Annotated in this window: 11 protein-coding genes; 6 read left to right on the top strand and 5 right to left on the bottom strand. The window is 70.1% G+C overall.

Annotated features, from left to right (window positions below; all coding sequences use genetic code 11):
- Nucleotides 1-171 precede the first annotated feature (171 nt).
- Complete coding sequence (locus ACVNF4_RS05120) at nucleotides 172-1,896, bottom strand: glycoside hydrolase family 6 protein (protein WP_461801444.1); 1,725 nt, start codon at nucleotides 1,894-1,896, stop codon at nucleotides 172-174.
- A 489-nt stretch (nucleotides 1,897-2,385) separates the two neighbouring features.
- Between ACVNF4_RS05120 and ACVNF4_RS05115 the strand changes: the two genes are divergently transcribed.
- The 3 genes from ACVNF4_RS05115 (at nucleotide 2,386) to ACVNF4_RS05105 (ending at nucleotide 8,593) form a co-directional block, all read left to right on the top strand.
- Nucleotides 2,386-5,301, top strand: coding sequence for a glycoside hydrolase family 48 protein (locus ACVNF4_RS05115; RefSeq protein WP_461801443.1), 2,916 nt, complete (start codon nucleotides 2,386-2,388; stop codon nucleotides 5,299-5,301).
- A 294-nt stretch (nucleotides 5,302-5,595) separates the two neighbouring features.
- Complete coding sequence (locus tag ACVNF4_RS05110; RefSeq protein ID WP_461801442.1) at nucleotides 5,596-8,214, top strand: cellulose binding domain-containing protein; 2,619 nt, start codon at nucleotides 5,596-5,598, stop codon at nucleotides 8,212-8,214.
- A gap of 88 nt (nucleotides 8,215-8,302) precedes the next feature.
- Nucleotides 8,303-8,593 carry an SCO0607 family lipoprotein gene (locus ACVNF4_RS05105; RefSeq protein ID WP_461801441.1) on the top strand — a complete coding sequence of 97 codons (291 nt, stop codon included), beginning with the start codon at nucleotides 8,303-8,305 and terminating at the stop codon, nucleotides 8,591-8,593.
- A gap of 403 nt (nucleotides 8,594-8,996) precedes the next feature.
- On the opposite strand, the gene ACVNF4_RS05100 is transcribed toward ACVNF4_RS05105, so the two are convergent.
- Together ACVNF4_RS05100 and ACVNF4_RS05095 are read right to left on the bottom strand one after the other, a co-directional pair.
- The gene (locus ACVNF4_RS05100) at nucleotides 8,997-9,740 is read right to left on the bottom strand and encodes a class I SAM-dependent methyltransferase (RefSeq protein ID WP_461801440.1); all 744 of its coding nucleotides are present in this window, start codon (nucleotides 9,738-9,740) and stop codon (nucleotides 8,997-8,999) included.
- Between the two features lie 123 nt (nucleotides 9,741-9,863).
- On the bottom strand, nucleotides 9,864-10,844 hold the full coding sequence (locus ACVNF4_RS05095; protein ID WP_461801439.1) for a hypothetical protein: 981 nt from the start codon (nucleotides 10,842-10,844) through the stop codon (nucleotides 9,864-9,866).
- 60 nt (nucleotides 10,845-10,904) lie between these two features.
- On the opposite strand from ACVNF4_RS05095, the gene ACVNF4_RS05090 reads away from it, so the two are divergent.
- Nucleotides 10,905-11,573: a TetR/AcrR family transcriptional regulator gene (locus ACVNF4_RS05090; protein WP_461801438.1), complete on the top strand. Its 669-nt coding sequence runs from the start codon at nucleotides 10,905-10,907 to the stop codon at nucleotides 11,571-11,573.
- 131 nt (nucleotides 11,574-11,704) lie between these two features.
- On the opposite strand, the gene ACVNF4_RS05085 is transcribed toward ACVNF4_RS05090, so the two are convergent.
- Nucleotides 11,705-12,010 (bottom strand): 4a-hydroxytetrahydrobiopterin dehydratase, encoded by a 306-nt coding sequence (locus tag ACVNF4_RS05085; RefSeq protein ID WP_461801437.1) that lies wholly within the window; start codon nucleotides 12,008-12,010, stop codon nucleotides 11,705-11,707.
- 48 nt (nucleotides 12,011-12,058) lie between these two features.
- Nucleotides 12,059-13,150: an ADP-ribosylglycohydrolase family protein gene (locus ACVNF4_RS05080; protein ID WP_461801436.1), complete on the bottom strand. Its 1,092-nt coding sequence runs from the start codon at nucleotides 13,148-13,150 to the stop codon at nucleotides 12,059-12,061.
- A 63-nt stretch (nucleotides 13,151-13,213) separates the two neighbouring features.
- On the opposite strand from ACVNF4_RS05080, the gene ACVNF4_RS05075 reads away from it, so the two are divergent.
- Together ACVNF4_RS05075 and ACVNF4_RS05070 are read left to right on the top strand one after the other, a co-directional pair.
- Entirely contained in the window at nucleotides 13,214-14,041 is an 828-nt protein-coding gene (locus ACVNF4_RS05075; RefSeq protein WP_461801435.1) for a helix-turn-helix domain-containing protein, read from the top strand.
- A 154-nt stretch (nucleotides 14,042-14,195) separates the two neighbouring features.
- Nucleotides 14,196-15,059, top strand: coding sequence for a helix-turn-helix domain-containing protein (locus tag ACVNF4_RS05070; protein WP_461801434.1), 864 nt, complete (start codon nucleotides 14,196-14,198; stop codon nucleotides 15,057-15,059).
- The last annotated feature ends 151 nt before the right edge of the window (nucleotides 15,060-15,210 follow it).

Genomic DNA, 15,210 nt, shown 5'->3' with positions numbered 1-15,210 from the left:
CCAGCGTGCGCCGCCGCACCGGGAAGGGGCCAGCTCTCTTGCCGGGACGGCAAAAAATTGCCGTCCCGGCAAAACCGGCTCATCTGGTTCCCGGGTCCGCCGGGGTATGAGGTGTCGGGTGTGATGTGTGAGGTACCACCGACACCACCCGCCGGACCCGGGACGGGGAAGTCAGCTGAGCGGCGGGTAGGCGTTCTGCATCAGCTGCTGGAACTGGGCGGAGAACCAGTGCCCGGCCAGCGGCGAGTTGGGCAGCGCCCCGGACAGGTTGTTGTTGTTGCGCGGGTTGCCGGTGTACGTCGGGTCGCACATACGGTCGAAGCCCTTGCCCTCGTCGTTCGGCACCGCCTGGGAGGCACCGTCGGACTCGCCCGGCGGCTTCATCCACACATACGCGTCGATCCCGGCGGCGGGAGCGGCCTTCGGGCGTTCGCCGAGCCCGGCGCCGGCCTGGTTGCACCAGTTCCCGACGTGGATGCGGCGGTCGATGCGCCCGCCCTCGACGTACGTGTCCACGGTGGTCTTCGGGCCGGGTCCGGCGGGCCGCGCGCTGCCGCCCCAGCCGTTGCGGGAGGTGTCGATCAGCATGCCGATGTTCGACCGGAACCCGGCGGTGACCAGCTGGGTGCGCAGGGCCTGCGCGTACGACTGCTCGTCCGTGTAGCGGTTCCAGTCGACCCACTTCGACTCGCGCACCGACTTCCCGGCCACGGTGTCGCCGATGGAGAAGTTGGTCTCCTTCAGGGCGCTGTAGTTGGCCGTGTTGGTGATGAAGCCGTGGACGTCGTCGACGGTCGCGCCCTCGGAGGTGGCGGCCGTGTGCAGGATCTGGGCGGTGGGCGCGAAGTTGTCGTCCCAGCCGAGCCAGCCGTGGTGCCCTGCGTCGATGTAGTTGTAGACGTTGGGGATCGCGCCGAGCTTGTTCAGCGCGTACCCGACGCCCTTGACGTAGTTGCCGTTCGCCTTCATCACGTCACAGGCGGGGACGGCGGTGGGCCGGCTGCCCGTGTTGGTGATCAGGTTGGGCAGCGAGTCGATCTCGATCGCGTTGACGATCCGCAGCGAGGCGTACTTGGGGTCGGCGAGGATCGCGGCGATCGGGTCGATGAACTGCGTCTTGTACTTGTCGATCTCCGTCGGGCCGAGTTCCCCGTTGGAGGCGAGCGCGGAGCAGTCCCGGCCGGGCAGGTCGTAGACGACGAGCTGGACGACCATCTCGCCGCTGCCCTTCTGGGCGAGCGCCGCGTCGAGGTGGGCGCGCAGGCCGCGGCCGGTGCTCGTGCCGGTGATCGCGGCGATCCGGTCGAGCCAGACGCCGGTCGGCTGGTTGGCGATCCGCGAACCGCCGGGCTCGGCCGCCGCGTTGGCCGCCCAGTCCGGGTTGACGTACACCTTGGCGCCGGCGTACGGGTTGTCGACGCGGTTGCCGCCGCCGGGGGTGCCGGGGTCGGTGGGTCCGGTCGGGCCGGTGGGTCCGCCGTCGACGTTGCAGGTGACGCCGTCGAGCGTGAACGTCGCGGGCAGCGCGTTGCCGCCGCTGTAGGACGCCTGGAGCCCGAAGCTGACCGAACCGCCGGTCGGCAGCGAGCCGTTGTACGACTCGTTGGCCGCGGTGACGGCCGTCCCGGACTGGGTGACCTTCGCGTTCCAGCCGCTGGTGACCTGCTGGTTGCCGCCGTAGGACCACTTCACGGCCCAACTCGACTTGGCGGCCGAGTTGTTGGTGACGGTGACGTTGGCGGTGAAGCCGGTGCTCCACTCGTTCTGCACCTTGTAGTCGACGGTGCAGGGGATCGCGGCGAGCGACCCGGCGTTCGGGACCATCGCCAGCGCGGTCCCGGAGGCGCCGGCGACGAGCGCCAAGGCGGCGAGCATCGCTGTTCTGCTACGGCTCATGAGTGCGGGTTTCCTTCTCTTCGGGGGTGCGGGTGCTTCTCGTTTCCTCGGGGGGAGAGCGCCGTTCACAGCGGCCGTTCACAGCGCGGAGGACCGCGTGGCTCGGGGCGGTCGCGAAGGTCCAGGGCGGTACGCGCACGGGCGTCCTGCCGTGCGCCGAGGCCGGCGGCGGCTCAAAGTACTGAACGCGGAGGGTGTCGCATGAGCGACTCCTTGCAGCTCAGGGCGTCATGACCTGACGCGCCGACTGATGGAACCGCTCCCACTGGTGTCAACGAAGCTAGCGGCAAGCCCCGGTAAAGAACAGGGGAGTCACCGACTTTCGCTGACTTTCCCCCAATCAACGCGCGTCGAATCTTTTCGACTCTTCAAGCGCCTTGACCTCCGACACCCCCATCCCCACTATGGGAGCGCTCCCACTGGTTCAAGGCTTGTTGCTCCGCCCCCACGCCCCCGAGCACTCCCCGAGCCGCAAGGAGGAACCAGCACATGGATCCCCGACGCAGACGCCGTAGGACGCGGCGCCTGTGGACCGCCGCACTGGCGGCCCTCGCGCTCCCGCTGGCCACCCTGTCCACGCTCTCAAGTACCGCCCAGGCGGCGGCACTTCAGTGCAGTGTCGACTACAAGACCAATGACTGGGGAAGCGGTTTCACCGCCGACCTGACGATCACCAACCGGGGCACCGACGCCATCAGCGGATGGACGCTCGGCTACTCCTACTCCGGCAACCAGAGGCTCTCCAACGGCTGGAACGGCACATGGTCGCAGTCCGGCACCGCGGTCTCCGTGCGCAACGCCCCGCACAACGCGAACATCGCCGCGGGCGCGGCGGTGACCACGGGCGCCCAGTTCAGCTACAGCGGCACCAACGCGGCGCCGACGAACTTCACGGTCAACGGCACCTCCTGCGTCGGCGCCCACCAGCCGCCGATCACCGTGCTGACCAGCCCCACCGCGGGCGCGACCTACACGCAGGGCACCGCCGTCCCGCTCGCCGCGACGGCCGCCGCCGCGGACAACGCGACGATCTCGAAGGTCGAGTTCTACGACGACACGACCCTCCTCGGCACGGACACCACGGCGCCGTACACGTTCTCGGCGACCGGCCTCGCCGTCGGCGCGCACTCCCTGGTCGCGAAGGCGTACGACAGCCTGGGCGCGACGGGCACCTCGACGCCGGTCGGCATCACCGTGGCCTCGGGCCCCGCGGTCGTCGCGTCGGTGACCCAACTCGCCGTCCAGCAGGGCAAGACGGGCACGTACACGCTGCGCCTGTCGACGCAGCCGTCGTCGAGCACGACGGTGACGACCGCGCGGGTCTCCGGCAACACCGGCCTGACGGTGACCGGCGGCGCCTCGCTCACCTTCACGGCGTCGAACTGGAGCACCCCGCAGACGGTGACGATCACCGGTGACGCGACCGGCACCGGAGCCGCGGCCTTCGACTCGACGGCGACCGGCCTCGCGAAGGCGACGGTCACGGCCACCCAGATCGCCGGGCAGAAGACGTACGACGCCCGGTTCCTGGACCTGTACGGGAAGATCACCAACCCGGCGAACGGCTACTTCTCGCCGGAGGGCGTCCCGTACCACTCGGTGGAGACGCTGATCGTCGAGGCACCGGACCAGGGGCACGAGACGACGTCCGAGGCGTACAGCTATCTGCTGTGGCTCCAGGCGACGTACGGCAGGGTCACCGGTGACTGGTCGAAGTTCAACAGCGCGTGGGGTCTCATGGAGAAGTACATGATCCCCACCCACGCCGACCAGCCGACGAATTCCTTCTACAACGCGTCCAAGCCGGCCACCTACGCGCCCGAGCTGGACACCCCGAACGAGTACCCGGCGCGGCTCGACACCTCGGTGCCGGTGGGCCAGGACCCGATCGCGGGCGAGCTGAAGTCCGCGTACGGCACGGACGACATCTACGGCATGCACTGGCTCCAGGACGTGGACAACGTCTACGGGTACGGCAACGGGCCCGGCAAGTGCGAGGCGGGTCCGACGTCCACCGGTCCGTCGTACATCAACACCTTCCAGCGCGGCGCGCAGGAATCGGTGTGGGAGACGGTGCCGCAGCCGACCTGCGACCAGTTCAAGTACGGCGGCACGAACGGCTACCTGGACCTGTTCACCGGTGACAACTCCTACTCGAAGCAGTGGAAGTTCACCAACGCGCCGGACGCCGACGCGCGTGCCGTGCAGGCCGCGTACTGGGCGGACGTCTGGGCGAAGCAGCAGGGCAAAGGATCGGACGTCTCCGCGACCGTCGGCAAGGCCGCGAAGATGGGCGACTATCTGCGGTACGCGATGTACGACAAGTACTTCAAGAAGAACGGCAACTGCGTCGGCCCCTCCACGTGCCCGGCCGGGTCCGGCAAGAACTCCTCGGCCTATCTGCTGTCCTGGTACTACGCCTGGGGTGGCGCGACCGACACCTCCGCGGGCTGGGCCTGGCGGATCGGCTCCAGCCACAACCACAGCGGCTACCAGAACCCCCTGGCGGCGTACGCGCTCAGCTCGTACGCGCCGCTGAAGCCCAAGTCGGCGACGGGTCCGGCGGACTGGGCGACCTCGCTCACCCGCCAACTGGAGTTCTACCGCTGGCTCCAGTCGAACGAGGGCGCCATCGCGGGCGGCGCGACGAACAGTTGGGCGGGGCGGTACGCCACTCCCCCGGCCGGCAAGTCGACCTTCTACGGCATGTACTACGACGAGGCTCCCGTCTACCACGACCCGCCGTCCAACCAGTGGTTCGGGTTCCAGGCGTGGTCCATGGAGCGGGTCGCCGAGTACTACCAGCAGACCGGCAACGCGCAGGCCAAGGCCGTCCTCGACAAGTGGGTCTCCTGGGCGCTGTCGCAGACCACGGTCAACCCCGACGGCACCTACCGGTTCCCCTCGACGCTCTCCTGGTCCGGTCAGCCCGACACCTGGAACGCGTCGAGTCCCGGAGCCAACACGGGACTTCACGTCACCGTCGCCGACTACACCAACGACGTCGGCGTGGCGGGCGCGTACGCGAGGACGTTGACGTACTACGCCGCCAAGTCCGGTGACGCACAGGCCAAGACGGTCGCCAAGGCACTGCTCGACGGCATGTGGTCGCACTACCAGGACAGCCTGGGCATCGCGACGCCGGAGACACGGACCGACTACAAGCGCTTCGGCGACCCCGTGTACATCCCGAACAACTGGACCGGGAAGATGCCGAACGGCGACACGATCAACTCCTCGTCGACGTTCATCTCGCTGCGGTCCTTCTACAAGAACGACCCCAACTGGTCGAAGATCGAGGCGTACTTGGCCGGCGGCGCCGCACCCTCGTTCACCTACCACCGGTTCTGGGCCCAGTCGGACATCGCACTGGCCCTGGGTGCGTACGCGGAGCTGCTCGAATAAGTCCCCGCTGGGGTCCTGTCGCCGGGCTGGCGTCGTCCGCCCGGAGGGCGGGCCGGGCGGCGTCTGGTGCGTGCGATCGCAAGGCGCCGGAGCGTCCTCGTGGCGGAGCCACGTGGGCGGTTCGGCAACGCAGCGAGCGTGCGTGCCAGGCGTCGCCCGGCAGGCGCCAGCCCGGCGACAGGACCCGCGGCTTCGCGTATCAACGCCGGGTGGCCCCTTCCCGCACACGGGGCCACCCGGCAGTCCCCGTTTCGTCCGGTTCACACATGGCCGCACGAGGAAGGAACCCCCACCGTGCGAAGAACCCGCATTCTGACGTCCGCGCTGGCGCTGGCCGCCGGCCTGCTCGCGGGCGTGCCGTCCGCCGAGGCCGGTGCGAAGGCCGCGCCGGAGTCCTACACCTGGAAGAACGCCCGGATCGACGGGGGTGGTTTCGTCCCCGGGATCGTGTTCAGCCGCAAGGAGAAGAACCTCGCCTACGCGCGCACCGACATCGGTGGGACGTACCGCTGGCAGGAGTCGACGAAGACGTGGACGCCGCTGCTGGACTCGGTGGGCTGGACGGACTTCGGCCACACCGGCGTCGCGAGCGTCGCGGCGGACCCGGTCGACGCGAACAAGGTGTACGCCGCCGTCGGCACGTACACCAACAGCTGGGACCCCGGCGACGGAGCGATCCTGCGCTCCGGTGACAAGGGCGCGACCTGGCAGAAGGCGGACCTGCCGTTCAAGCTGGGCGGCAACATGCCGGGCCGGGGCATGGGTGAGCGGCTCGCCGTCGACCCGAACAGGAACAGCGTGCTGTACCTGGCGGCGCCGAGCGGCAAGGGGTTGTGGCGGTCCACGGACTCCGGGGTGACGTGGAGTCAGGTGACGGCGTTCCCCAACTCCGGTGACTACGTGCAGGATCCGACGGACACGAGCGGGTACGCCAGCGACAACCAGGGCGTCGTCTGGGTCACCTTCGACGAGTCCACCGGCGGCGCGGGCACCGCGACCCGCACGATCTACGTGGGCGTCGCCGACAAGGACAACGCCGTGTACCGCTCGACGGACGCGGGCGTCACATGGTCCCGGCTCGCCGGGCAGCCGACCGGATACCTGCCCCACAAAGGGGTGTTGGCGAACGGCAGCCTCTATCTCGCCTACAGCGACAAGGGCGGTCCGTACGACGGCGGCAAGGGCCGGCTCTACCGGTACGCGACCGCCTCCGGCACCTGGACGGACATCAGCCCCGTCGCCGAGGCGGACACCACCTACGGCTTCAGCGGTCTGACCGTCGACCGGCAGAAGCCGGGCACCCTCATGGCGACCGCGTACAGCTCCTGGTGGCCGGACACGCAGTTCTTCCGCTCGACGGACAGCGGGGCGACCTGGACGAAGGCGTGGGACTACACGTCGTACCCGGACCGCGCGAACCGCTTCACCATGGACGTCTCCTCCTCGCCCTGGCTGACCTGGGGCGGGAATCCGACACCGCCCGAGCAGACGCCCAAACTCGGCTGGATGACCGAGGCGTTGGAGATCGACCCGTTCAACTCCTCCCGCATGATGTACGGGACGGGCGCGACGCTCTACGGCACGGAGAACCTGGGGAACTGGGACAGCGGCGGCAAGATCACGATCAAGCCGATGGTGCAGGGCCTGGAGGAGACGGCCGTCAACGACCTCGCCTCACCGCCGTCCGGCGCCCCGCTGCTCAGCGCGCTCGGTGACGTGGGCGGCTTCCGGCACACGAGCCTGACGGCCGTGCCGCCGATGATGTTCACGCAGCCGAACTTCACGACGACCACGAGCCTCGACTTCGCGGAGACGAACCCGAACACGGTCGTGCGCGTCGGGAACCTCGACTCCGGTCCGCACGTGGCCTTTTCGACCGACAACGGTGCCAACTGGTTCGCGGGGAGCGACCCTTCAGGGGTGAGCGGCGGCGGTACGGTCGCGGCGAGCGCCGACGGGAGCCGGTTCGTGTGGGCGCCGACCGGCACCGGCGTGCAGTACACGACCGGGTTCGGCACGTCCTGGCAGGCGTCGAGCGGGATTCCGGCGGACGCGGCCGTGGAGTCGGACCGGGTCGACGCCAGGACCTTCTACGGGTTCAAGTCCGGCAGGTTCTACGTCAGTTCGGACGGTGGCGCGACCTTCACCGCGTCCGCCGCGAGCGGGCTGCCCAGCGGTGACAGCGTCCGCTTCAAGGCGCTGCCCGGGGTGAAGGGAGACATCTGGCTGGCGGGCGGTGCGGCCGGATCCGCGTACGGGCTGTGGCACTCCACCGACTCCGGGGCCACCTTCACGAAGCTGTCGAACGTCGAGGAGGCCGACACGGTCGGGTTCGGCAAGGCGGCGGCCGGGGCGTCGTACCAGACGCTCTACAGCAGCGCGAAGATCGGCGGGGTGCGGGGGATCTTCCGGTCCGTCGACAAGGGGGCGACATGGGTGCGGGTCAACGACGATGCGCACCAGTGGGGTTGGACGGGGGCGGCGATCACCGGTGATCCGCGGGTGTACGGGCGGGTGTACGTGTCGACCAATGGGCGGGGTGTGATCTACGGGGACACCAGCGGGGGCGGCGGGGGCGATCCGACACCCACCGGGGCCTGTTCGGTCTCCTACACGATCACCGGTCAGTGGTCCGGGGGGTTCCAGGCGGACGTGAAGCTCACCAACACCGGGACGAGCGGGTGGAGTTCGTGGGCGTTGGGGTGGACTTTCCCCAACGGGCAGGCGGTGTCGGCCATTTGGAACGCCGGGTACACACAGTCGGGGGCTGCCGTCACCGCGAAGAACGTCGGCTGGAACGGGGGTGTCGCGGCCGGGGCCGCTGTGAGTTTCGGGTTCCAGGGGAGTTGGTCGGGGGTGAACGGGAAGCCGACGGCGTTCAAGATGGGGGATCAGAGCTGCACGACGGCCTGATCACCCATCAGGAATGAGTACGGCTACTCATGAGGAGGCGGTGGCGGGTGCCGCAGGCTGGTCGTATCCACCGACCAGGGAGCCTGTCATGTCACGCCACCGCCTTCTGCCGCTGCTCGCCCTCGCCGGGCTGGCCGGCACCCTGCTGACCGGCTGCTCCATCGAGGAGTCGATCTGCTCCGACGGCGAGTACCCGGTGCTGGCCGTCGGCGACGCGGGCAGCGCCTGCGTCACGAACGGCCAGGAGCCGGACAAGGGCTGGTCGCGCTACCCGGCGGGGAAGGTTCCCCAGAAGGTCGGGGACAAGTGGGACGAGTACTGGCAGACGCGGACACTGGACGAGAACGGCAAGGTCGTCCCGGCGCCGTCGGTGCGGTGAGGGGTAGCGGTCATGGCGTGTACACCGGCGGCCTCGGTGCTGTCGGCAGGTAGCCGCGCGGCATGATCAGGGAAGTAGTTCGTCGAGCCGCTGGCCTGCGTCGAGTTGGCCCTCGTACCGACCTCACCAGGTTGTCGGCGTCGGTGTGCACGCTCACCACACCTCGGTCGAGGGCCTCGACCTGACGGGCGGTGGCGGCGTTCGCGGGTTGGGGGGGTGAGGGTGACAAGTCCCGTGGCGATCAGGCGGCTGCGGCCAGGAGGGGGAAGAGGTGTCGGGAGCAGGGGGGTGCGCTGGTGCGGTGCGGGTGCCGCATGCGGGGGTACCTCCCGTGGAGACGGACAGGTTCCGGCACGTCAGGCACCGCCGGTGGTACGGGAGTTGCCGGGTCACGCGGGATTCCCTACGGCACCTTCCTGAACGCCCTCAGCCTGAACTCCGGGTCAGGACGGGGGCGTTCCTGGTCCGGCAGCGCGGCGAGGCGTTCCTCGAAGGCGGGGGCGAGGGGGTGTCCCGGAGGCAGCGTCATGAACCAGCCGCGCCTGAGGTCCGTGATGGCGCGGCGCGGACTGCGGCCCTGCCCCCTGCCGGTGAACCGGGCCTCCCCCACCGGACTCAGGCCCGCCTCCGCCGCGTACGCCTCCACCGACGCCGACGCGTCCGGGACCGGGGAGGCGGGGCGGGCGGCGAGAACGGCGTCGATGTCGCTGCCCACGTTGTGGGAGGGCCCCTTGTCGACCGTCGTGACATACACCCCGCCGGGCCGCAGCACCCGCGCACACTCCGCGACCGTACGGCGCACGCCCTCCGGTTCGGGCAGGAGATGCAACACCCAGACACTGCTGACGGCGTCGAACGCGCCGTCCCTGAAAGGGAGTTGCCTGCCGTCGGCAAGAGCGACCGCACCGGGGAGCCGCACCGCCGCATGCCGCGCCATGCCGTACGTGAGATCCACGCCGGTCACCTTCACCACCGGGCGGGACGCCGCGAGACGGCGAGTGACGATCCCGGTGCCACAGCCGAGGTCGAGAAGGGCGCGGGCGGTGTCGGGAACCAGACGGAGCACCGCATCGGCAGCGGCTTCGGCCCGCGGCTCACCGCCTCGGAGGGCGTCGTAGCGTTCGGCTTCTTTGTCGTAGTCGAGCATGGGTGTGGGGGTCCCCTCTGAGCTCCTGCGGGGTGTGATGGGTGCTGCGTGATGCACTACACAGAACATCCGCCAACTTGAAGTTACCGGTCAAAGAGCCGGTACGCCGGTCTGTCTGGGCACTTATGCGCGCCGAGCCGAGGCGGCCGGCGGGCCACTCAGTTCCTTGATCAGCTGCCGGTAGGTCGCGAAGGCCGGCTTGGGGGTGTAGTCGTCGCGCAGCAGGCCGAAGTGGTGGAACAGCCCTTCGGCGTTGCTGTCGGCGTCTCGCAGGGCGAAGAGCGAGTAGCCGTCGATGTTCAGGTCGGAGGCGAGGCCGACGACGGTCCGAATGACGGTGTCGAGAGTGGCGGCCTGTCGCTGCTCGGTGCGGCCGGGGCCGGTGGGCCAGCCGTTCTCGCACACGCGGATCGGGATGGTGTCCGGGATGCCGGCCAACGGCAGGCTGGTGCGGCGGAACGCTGTGAGGACCGCGGTGACCGCGCCTGCCAACTGGTCGGCGGCGACGGGCCGGAACACGTCGGGGAAGAAGTCCAGGCCGATGTAGTCCAAGCCCTGCAGGAAGCGCGTGTCGGCCAGGGCGCCGAGGCCGGACCAGAAGGTGTCGAGCGGGTCGAAGGCCGGTACGGCGTTGAAGCCGACTGCGACATGGCGGTCGAGGGCGCGAGCCTCCTCCTTGGCGGCGATGACACCTTGGGCGAGCGCGTTCAAAACGTTGGGGATGCTGCCGTCGACAGAGGGGAGGTCGAGGTTGGGCTCCTCGCAGATCTGGACGGACGCCAGCTCGGGGCCGCCGGTCCGGACGGCCTCGCGGACGAACTCCGGCCAGCCGTTCAGCTCGCCGGAGGGCTCGCGGAACTGCAGTACGAGGTCCAGGGTTCGCCCGCGCTGGAGGCAGGCCCGCGGATCGGCGGGCGTCGGCGGCGGCGGTGTCACGGTGGCGGCGAACGAGCGGTAGGCGCGCACCGCCAGCGTGTCCGCGTCGCCTTGGAGTTCGTCGAGGGCCTCGTTGATGCGGTCCGGCTCGTCCGGCCGGACCGGATGGATGATGCCCTGGTCGTCGCCCAGGATGCCACCGGGATAGATGCCGAAGGCCATGGTCATGAGCTCCCCCAAAAAATCTTGGTGCCACACCAAATTTGTGGTGACACTACCATGTGGGACATGGGCCTTCGAGAAGTCAAGAAGCAGCAGACCCGCACGGCGATTGCGGACGCGGCCCTGCCGCTGTTCCTGGAGCACGGCTTCGACCAGGTCACGGTCGCCGAAGTGGCCCGGCATGCGGGTGTGTCCACCAACACCGTGTTCAACTACTTCCCCGCCAAGGAAGACCTGGTCTTCGACCGCCAGACCGAGGTCGAGAACCACCTCGCCGCCCTGGTACGCGGTCGGGCCCCGGGAACCTGCCCCATCGAGGCCGTCCGCGACGACCTGCTCTCCGCCCTGCGGCAGGACCACCCCATGCTCGGACTCCAGCCCGGAGCGCCCGCGTTCTGGCAGGTCGTCGAGGACAGCCCGGCCCTGCGCGCCCGCGAACGCGAGATCGGCGAACGCATCGAGGCCGCTCTGGCGAACGCCCTGACCGAACATCCGCCGAACACCGCAGCCACGCCCGGCGACACCGGCCACGCGCTGCCCGTGCTCGTCGCGGGAGCCATCGCCGGAGCGCACCGAGCCGCTCTGCGCGAGCTCCGACGACGCATCATGTCCGGCAATCCGCCCGCGCCCGCCCGCGACGCCGTCGCCTCGGCGGCCCTCCAGGCGTTCGACCTGCTCTGCTCCGGATTTCACGCAGATGGAGAACGGGCGTGCCAGGAGCCGCGGTTCCCGTAGTGAGAGCACCCGAAGCGGCTCCCGCTGACACAGCTGCTGCCGAGACCCGCGGCCCGTTCGATTCGCTCCTCGACACCGGCTTCCCCTGACGATCACGGGGTCGAGATACGTGGTGCGTGATGCGTGAGGCCCTACACACCACCAAGCCCTCCGGCCACCCCCTCCACCCTCCCCGCCAGCTCGAAGTCCTTCCCGGTCAACGCGCCCCCGGCGTCATGCGTGGAGACCTCCAGGCGCACGGTGTCGTACCCGAGTGTCAGCTCGGAGTGGTGGTTCAGCTCGTCCTGGACGCGGGCGATGCGGGCGACGAACGCGGCGGCGTCCGCGTGGGAGGGGAGCCGGTAGGTGCGGGTGAGGCGGCCGGACTCGACGGACCAGCCCGGCAGGTCGTCCAGCCGCTCCTCGATCTCCTTCTGGGACAGCGGTTCGGCGGACATGGCGCGGCTCCTTCAGCAGGCGGCGTGCTCTTCCGTCTCAGCGTGCCATCACCCGGCCGCCCCCGCCCACTCCGCGGCGAAGTCGTCGGCGAGGGCGGCGATCCGGGCGCGTCCCTCGACCTCCCGGACCCAGCGGTGCGGCAGGGCGTGGTCGCCGTGCAGCGCGCCGAGGAGGTTGCCGCAGACCGCACCCGTGGAGTCGCTGTCGCCGGAGTGGTTGACCGACAGCAGCAGCGCGCTCTCCACGTCGGGTTCGGCGAGGGCCGCGTACACGGCGATGGCGAGGGCCTCCTCCGCGACCCACCCGGCGCCGAGTTCCTCGACCTTGGAGGCGTGCGCGGTGTCGTAGGAGGCGAGGTCGAGGGCGTGCTGGAGTGCGGTGGTGGTCTCCTCGTGGCCGGGGTAGGGGGCGAGCAGGCGCAGGGTCCGCAGGACGGCGGCCTCCAGGGACTCGCCGTGCACGAGGTGGGCGACGATCGCGGCCAGGGCCCCGGCCGCGTAGTACCCGGTGGGGTGGCCGTGGGTGATCTGGGCGCAGCGGGCGGCGAACCCGAAGGCGGTGCCCGGGTCGGCGCCGGTCAGTCCGAAGGGGGCGGAGCGCATGACGGTGCCGCATCCTTTGGAGCCCGAGTTGACGCGGCCGGGTCTGCCGAGTTCGGACCAGCCGGTGTCGGAGTGGGGGATGCCGAGGCCGGAGAGGCAGGCGTTGCCGGGGGCGCGGCGGGCGTACAGCCAGGGTTCGTCGACGAGTCCGCCGCGGGGGCCGTCGTAGGCGGGGCCGCCGTCGGGGAGGACGGCCTGCTGGGTGTGGAGCCAGCGGTCGTAGGCCCAGCGGATCACGCGAGTGCGGTCGACGGTGCGCAGGCCGAGGCGTTCGCTCTCCTTGATCTGGCACAGGCCCTCGACGGTGAAGAGGGTCATCTGGGTGTCGTCGCTGATGCGGCCGGTGACGTTCTGGCCGTCCGGTACGTAGTGTGTGACACCTCGCGGGCCGTGGTCGGCGCGGATGCGGTCCAGGGAGCGGAACTCGACCGGATAGCCGAGGGCGTCGCCGACGGCCCCGCCGAGCAGGCAGCCGCGCACGCGGGCCCGGTACACGGCCCCGGCTTCGAGGTCCTGCGGCTTCCACGGCTCCCCCATCGGCACAACGCCCCTTTCGTGCAACCGGTTTCCGAGTGCGACCGGTCGGTTACGGTCGTACCCATGACCATTGTCGCGAGCGATACCCGACTCCCTTCCGCCGCCCCTGTCCAAGGGGTGGGGCCGCTGCTGCGGGCGTGGCGGGAGCGGCGCCGGGTGAGCCAACTGGAGCTGGCGCTGCGGGCGGACTCCTCGGCGCGGCACATCAGCTTCGTGGAGACGGGGCGCTCCAGGCCGAGCGAGGAGATGGTGCTGAGGCTCGCCGAGCATCTGGACGTGCCGGTGCGGGAGCGCAACGCCCTTCTGCTGGCGGCGGGTTACGCCCCGCGTTTCCCGGAGACCCCGCTCGACGACCCGGCGCTGGACGGGCTGCGCGCGGGCCTTCAGCAGCTGCTCCAGGGGTACGAGCCGTACCCCGCGGTGGTGGTGGACGGTCTGTACACGGTCGTCGCGACGAACCGTGGCATGGCGATGCTGCTGGACGGTGTCCCCGAGTCCCTGCTCGTCCCCCCGCTCAACGCGATGCGCCTGACCCTGCACCCCGAGGGTCTCGCGCCGCGCATCCTGAACCTCCGCGAGTGGCGCGGCCACCTCCTGCACCAGATGGAGCGCCAGCTCGCTCTCCAACGCTCGCCGAAGCTGCGGGAGTTGTACGACGAGGTCGCCGCGTACCCGGTGCACGCGGACATGCCGGAGGAGGAGCCCGGCCCGGCCACGCCGAGTTTCGCGCTGCCCATGCGGATCGCCCACGAGGGTCGGGTCCTGTCGTTCGTGTCGTCGATCTCCACGTTCAACACCCCGATGGACGTGACGGTCGCCGAACTGGCCGTGGAGACGTTCCTGCCGGCCGACCCGGCGACGGTGAAGTACCTCCAGGATTCCGGTACGTGATATGTCACGTACCGCACGGCAGGCGTACGATATGTCACCTATCATGCGCCACAGTCTCACCCCTTGATCCCCTGATTCTCTCTTCACCCCCGTGAGACCCACACCGGAACATGACACACTGCACACAGTTCTCGACGCGTAGGGGAGACGTGGCGTGAGTGAGCGGCGACCCGCGCCCACCGTGGGACAAGTGGTACTCGGCAGACGGCTCCAGGAGCTGCGCGAGACGGCCGGCCTCGGCCGGGAGGAGGCGGCGCGGGCCCTGCGGGTGGCGCCCGCCACGGTCCGCCGGATGGAGACCGCCGAGGTCGCCCTCAAGATCCCCTACGTCCAGGTGCTGCTGGAGGCGTACGGCGTCCCGAACGACGAGGCGGCGGCGTTCGTCATGCTCGCCGAGGACGCCAACCGGCCCGGCTGGTGGCAGCGGTTCCACGACGTGCTGCCCGAGTGGTTCAGCCTCTACGTGAGCCTGGAGGGCGCGGCGCGGATGATCCGCTCCTACGAGCCGCACTTCGTGCCGGGGCTCCTCCAGACCGAGGACTACGCCCGCGCGGTCCTCGAAGCGGGCACGGTCGGGCAGACCACGCCGGAGGCCATCGAGCGGCATGTCACGCTCCGCGTCGCCCGCCAGTCCCTCCTGGACCGCGCGAACCCGCCGCACCTGTGGTGTGTGATGGACGAGACCGTACTGCGCCGCCCGGTCAGCATCGACGGCGCGGTGATGCGCGGGCAGCTCGACAGGCTGCTGGAGTTCAGTGAGCGCGACCGGGTCACGCTCCAGGTCGCCGAGTTCGCGGCGGGCCCGCATCCGGGGACGTACGCCCCGTTCTCCCTGTTCCGGTTCGCCGAACCCGAACTCCCCGACATGGTCGTCACCGAGTATCTGACCGGTGCCCTGTACCTGGACTCCCGCAAGGAGGTCTCGGCCCACCTCGAAGTCCTCGACCACATGACGACCCACGCGGCGTCGGCCCAGCGGACCCAGTCGATACTGCGGGACATCCGCGACCAGTACTGAGAGCGGTTGCTACAGCAGGCCCAGGTCCTTGAGTTCCTTGTGCAGGTCCGCGCGGGAGCCGTCCGCGGACGACGCCGGCAGGGCGCCCTTCCGCCGCGCTCCCCCGTCCGTCACGGCGGGTGCGGTCGACGCCGGAGCCGGGCCGAGCGCC

The organism is Streptomyces sp. S6 (assembly GCF_054880855.1).
Note: the sequence above shows the minus strand (reverse complement) of the source record. Positions and strands in the feature narration are given on the sequence as shown.

Coding starts and splice junctions, on each gene's coding strand:
- ACVNF4_RS05120 (WP_461801444.1), bottom strand. CDS start 1,896: ATGAGCCGTAGCAGAACAGCGATGCTCGCCGCCTTGGCGCTCGTCGCC.
- ACVNF4_RS05115 (WP_461801443.1), top strand. CDS start 2,386: ATGGATCCCCGACGCAGACGCCGTAGGACGCGGCGCCTGTGGACCGCC.
- ACVNF4_RS05105 (WP_461801441.1), top strand. CDS start 8,303: ATGTCACGCCACCGCCTTCTGCCGCTGCTCGCCCTCGCCGGGCTGGCC.
- ACVNF4_RS05100 (WP_461801440.1), bottom strand. CDS start 9,740: ATGCTCGACTACGACAAAGAAGCCGAACGCTACGACGCCCTCCGAGGC.
- ACVNF4_RS05095 (WP_461801439.1), bottom strand. CDS start 10,844: ATGACCATGGCCTTCGGCATCTATCCCGGTGGCATCCTGGGCGACGAC.
- ACVNF4_RS05090 (WP_461801438.1), top strand. CDS start 10,905: ATGGGCCTTCGAGAAGTCAAGAAGCAGCAGACCCGCACGGCGATTGCG.
- ACVNF4_RS05085 (WP_461801437.1), bottom strand. CDS start 12,010: ATGTCCGCCGAACCGCTGTCCCAGAAGGAGATCGAGGAGCGGCTGGAC.
- ACVNF4_RS05080 (WP_461801436.1), bottom strand. CDS start 13,150: ATGGGGGAGCCGTGGAAGCCGCAGGACCTCGAAGCCGGGGCCGTGTAC.
- ACVNF4_RS05075 (WP_461801435.1), top strand. CDS start 13,214: ATGACCATTGTCGCGAGCGATACCCGACTCCCTTCCGCCGCCCCTGTC.